5 protein-coding genes are annotated in these 4071 nt (G+C 29.6%); 4 read left to right on the forward strand and 1 reads right to left on the reverse strand.

All coding sequences use genetic code 11. The annotated features are described in order from the left end of the window. The first annotated feature begins 108 nt into the window (after positions 1-108). The 4 genes from RCH19_RS14560 to RCH19_RS14575 all read left to right on the forward strand — a co-directional run bounded on the left by RCH19_RS14560 (position 109) and on the right by RCH19_RS14575 (position 3168). Positions 109-1398 (forward strand): ATP-binding protein, encoded by a 1290-nt coding sequence (locus RCH19_RS14560; RefSeq protein ID WP_343023841.1) that lies wholly within the window; start codon positions 109-111, stop codon positions 1396-1398. After that, positions 1392-1799, forward strand: a complete 408-nt coding sequence (locus tag RCH19_RS14565; RefSeq protein ID WP_343023837.1) for a response regulator — start codon at positions 1392-1394, stop codon at positions 1797-1799. Before RCH19_RS14560 ends, RCH19_RS14565 begins: the two co-directional genes overlap by 7 nt. Positions 1800-1913: 114 nt before the next feature. Then, the gene (locus tag RCH19_RS14570; RefSeq protein WP_343023838.1) at positions 1914-2675 is read left to right on the forward strand and encodes a LytTR family DNA-binding domain-containing protein; all 762 of its coding nucleotides are present in this window, start codon (positions 1914-1916) and stop codon (positions 2673-2675) included. A gap of 67 nt (positions 2676-2742) precedes the next feature. After that, positions 2743-3168 carry a response regulator gene (locus RCH19_RS14575; RefSeq protein WP_343023839.1) on the forward strand — a complete coding sequence of 142 codons (426 nt, stop codon included), beginning with the start codon at positions 2743-2745 and terminating at the stop codon, positions 3166-3168. 145 nt (positions 3169-3313) lie between these two features. On the opposite strand, the gene RCH19_RS14580 is transcribed toward RCH19_RS14575, so the two are convergent. Then, positions 3314-3568, reverse strand: coding sequence for a hypothetical protein (locus RCH19_RS14580; protein WP_343023840.1), 255 nt, complete (start codon positions 3566-3568; stop codon positions 3314-3316). Positions 3569-4071 lie beyond the last annotated feature (503 nt).

Here is a 4071-nt window from a genome sequence, read left to right on the forward strand (position 1 = left end):
ATCTCCGATTTTAGCCAGGAAACTGGAAAATAAAACTAAAAAAAAACTATCTTAAGTTTTTGAAAAAGTTGTCTTAACAAAGGGTCGCATCATATATCACGTATCCAAATAGAACAAAGTGCAAAAATGTATCATCAGCTTATTAGTGAATTACCTGTAGCAGCCTATTCATGTGACGTAGATGGAAAAATAGTATTTTTCAACAAGGCTGCGGCTAATCTTTGGGGCAGAGATCCCATAGTAGGTGATGACTCTTTTTGCGGTTTCGCACAGATCTTTAACGATGAGGGGCAGTCCATTCCTTTAGAATTTAGTCCAATGGCTATTTCTCTAAAAGAAGGTAAAATAATATCTGGTGGATCAAGCATTGTTAAACGTGTGAATGGGGAAAAACGTTATGTAGTTCCGCATATTGTTCCTTATTTAGATTCGTCAGGCAGAGTAACAGGTGCTGTCAATATGATTACAGATATTACTGAAAGCAAAGCTGCATCTACTGCATTAGAACTTCAAAACACATTACTCGCATTTGAAAATCAAGAGAAAGAAAAACGAGCTGCTGAATTAGCCATCGCTAATAAAGAGCTAGCTTATCAAAATACAGAAAAAGAAAATCGAGCTAATGAGTTAGCTATTGCTAATTATGAACTTGCTTTTCAAAATGCGGAAAAAGAATTAAGAGCCAAAGAATTAATAATTACTAATATAGAACTTCTAAAAACAAACAAAGAACTAGATCGTTTTGTCTATAGCGTTTCTCATGATTTGCGAAGTCCATTGACCTCTGTTCAGGGACTCGTTTCAATAATTGAAGATGAAAGTAAAGAACCAGAAACGATAAAGCATATCCAAATGATAAGCAATAGTATAGAACGTCTAGATCAATTTATTAAAAGAATTCTAAGTTATTCTCAAAACAATCGCACTGCCTTAGAGATAGAACCAGTACAAATAAAAAATACCATTTCTGATATTATTGACGGCCTTCAAAACATGAAGCAAGGAAAAGGAATTCATTTTAAAATTGAAGTCCAGCAACTCACTAATTTCTATACTGATAAATTACGATTTAATACAATAGTAGAAAATTTAATATCTAACGCTATTAAATATCATAAATCTACCGGAACTGATAGGTTTATCGAAATTACAGCGTTATTAAATGAAAAAGAGCTGCAGCTGGTAATTGCTGATAATGGAATAGGAATTCCTTTAGAATACCATAATAAAATATTTGATATGTTTTTTAGAATTTCAAGTAAATCTGAAGGTTCTGGCATTGGTCTATATATAGTAAAAGATACCGTTGAAAAACTAGAAGGTACAATTACAATAACATCCCCAATAGAGGGCGGAACACAATTCGAAATAAATCTTAAAAATTTTAGAAGATGTTAAAGCAAAAATTAAAGTTTAAAAGAATAATGCTTATTGATGACAATACGATTGATCTTTATATTACTGCTCGACTAATGGCTAAATGTAATTTTGCAGAGCATATAAATCAGTACAATTCTGCCCAGAAAGCTTTAGAGTTTTTGAGAGAAAATCAAAATAATTGTAATGTGTTGCCTCAAATTATTTTTTTAGACATATATATGCCACAAATGTCGGGATTTGAATTTATGATAGAATACGATAAGCTTTCATTGGATTTAAAAAAATACTGTAAAGTTTATATTCTTTCCTCTTCAATCGATGAAGATGACATAAAGACCGCAAACGATGACATCAATGTGGTTGCTTTCCAAGTAAAAACAATCACTGCGCAATTTCTAGACAGTATACCGTTCTATTAAGTATTGATTACCTCTTTATTTTTAAAACAATGTACATTAATTTGCAAAGCTATGTTATAGCAAAAATATAGTCCTCTTTTAAATTGTATTATTTACAAAAACAGTCACAACAATATGATTCAGATTAGTGCAATCGTTATAAACGATAGTAATGATTCTTCTATACTATTAGATAAATTCGCTAAAGAAAACGCTATACTAATAAAAGTAATTGGACATGCTATTTCTACAAAAGAAGGAATAGACTTAATTAAACTTAAAAGACCAGATGTTGTTTTTCTAGATACAACTATTAACGATGATTCATTCTTAGAAGCTCTTGATCAGTTGGATTTTAATTCTCCAAAATTGGTGTTTATTTCAGAAGACGAATATGATGCTGTAAAAGCATTTAAATACAATGCCATCGATTTTATATTAAAGCCTATAGATTTTAATAATGTTATTTTATCATTATACAAAGTGGTTAAAAGAATAAACATGGAACACAGCTACCAAAATGAAAAAATCAATAATATTAATGCCTTAAATGCCGGTAAACATACTAATGAGTATGTTGCAATTGCGTCCTTAGATAAAATTGAATTAATAAAAATGTCAGAGATTATTTTTTGCAAAGCTGATGGACGATACACGATTTTTCACCTCTTAGATGGAAAAAAAATAATGTCTAGTAGAAATTTAGGAGATTACAACGATGTTCTAGATCCTACCTATTTTTTCAGAATTCATCACTCTTATGTCATTAACATTCGGCAAATTACTACAATTTCCAAAAAAGATGGATATTTCTGTGAGTTTCCTGATGGAAGTGTCTTGCCAGTTGCTAAAAGAAGACAAGAGGATTTTAATAAATTTATTAGACTTAAAGAATAGAAAAACTAATCACCAATGTAAGGCGATGAGGTACCAATACTTCAATTAAAACTTAAATATTTATATTATGAATGACGAGTTAAAAGTGAAATTTGAAAAAGTGATGTTAATTGATGATAACCGTACTGATCTTTATATTGCATCACGGATTATTATAAAAAATAAATTTGCAGCAGAAGTGCTAGAACATACCTCTGCTAGGGACGCATTAATTTATCTTCAAAATAATCAGGAAAATTCACAACTTTTACCACAAGTAATTTTTGTAGACATATATATGCCTTTAATGTCAGGATTTGATTTTGTTGCTGAATATAGTAAATTCTCTTCCATTTTAAAAGAGTCTTGCCAAGTGCATATCATTTCATCAACTATTGATGACGTAGATATCTTGCGAGCACGAAAAGAACAAAATGTTATGTCCTTCCATATAAAACCTATAACTAAAGAAATCCTTGCTCGTATAACAAGCAGTGATTTTAAAAAGATCTAGATGCATTTAATGCAAAGCAAAAAATGCATAGATGTGCAACTCCATTTTTGTTTTACGAGCAAAATAATTTTTCTTCAAATCAAATGATAATATTTAAAAAATGATTCAAAGAAATAACTACAATACTTACTATTTTTAAATCATCTTATTTTGAATTAAAATTAGTTTCGATTTTAGCAATAGCTATATTCTTATTAACAACGCAAAAGGCGTAGATGACTCCAAACAAACCAGTGAAATAATGGTAGTAGTTATTCATCGTAGCATCTACTATATCTTCTGCAATTTTAGCAGCTATATCTTCCACTATCATATCTTTTGCAGTGACTACTGTTACACTTAACAAAAGCAAGATACACGTTAAACTTTTGACTAATTTGTATAATTTAATGTAAATCATATTGATTTTAATAAAGGTTTATTCATGAAAGATCTATAATAACCTTCACATGTTAATATGCGAAGTAATAAGTGTCTCTCTAGTATACATAACTTTATTTTATCCTATTTCAATAGATTAAAATTTAACTTTAAATCTGTAAAAACTCCTTTAAAAAAACCGTGTACCAATATTATTAAATTTCTTTTAGCATAGTAAATCTTTGTTATATGTAACACTTTTGATTTCTAACATGATTGATCTTTCATTTACAATCAAAGGCGTGATAAATTATAATTATAATGCCTGTTGCTATAGCGTTCTTACTAGCTCTACATGACTAGTAATAGAACTAAAACAAATTGCGCGGTGAAATAGTAATGAAAATTAGGTACCAAAGGCTGGTGTTTGCATAGACATTCATTATATATGCGAATCAAGGGTTAAAAAATTAAATTTATAAAAGCAGATGCTATTTTTCCAAAAATATGGACTAGTAATCCCTTACTTGACCTTACTTTACT

The organism is Flavobacterium sp. PL12 (genome assembly GCF_039123485.1).
Lineage (GTDB): Bacteria > Bacteroidota > Bacteroidia > Flavobacteriales > Flavobacteriaceae > Flavobacterium > Flavobacterium weaverense.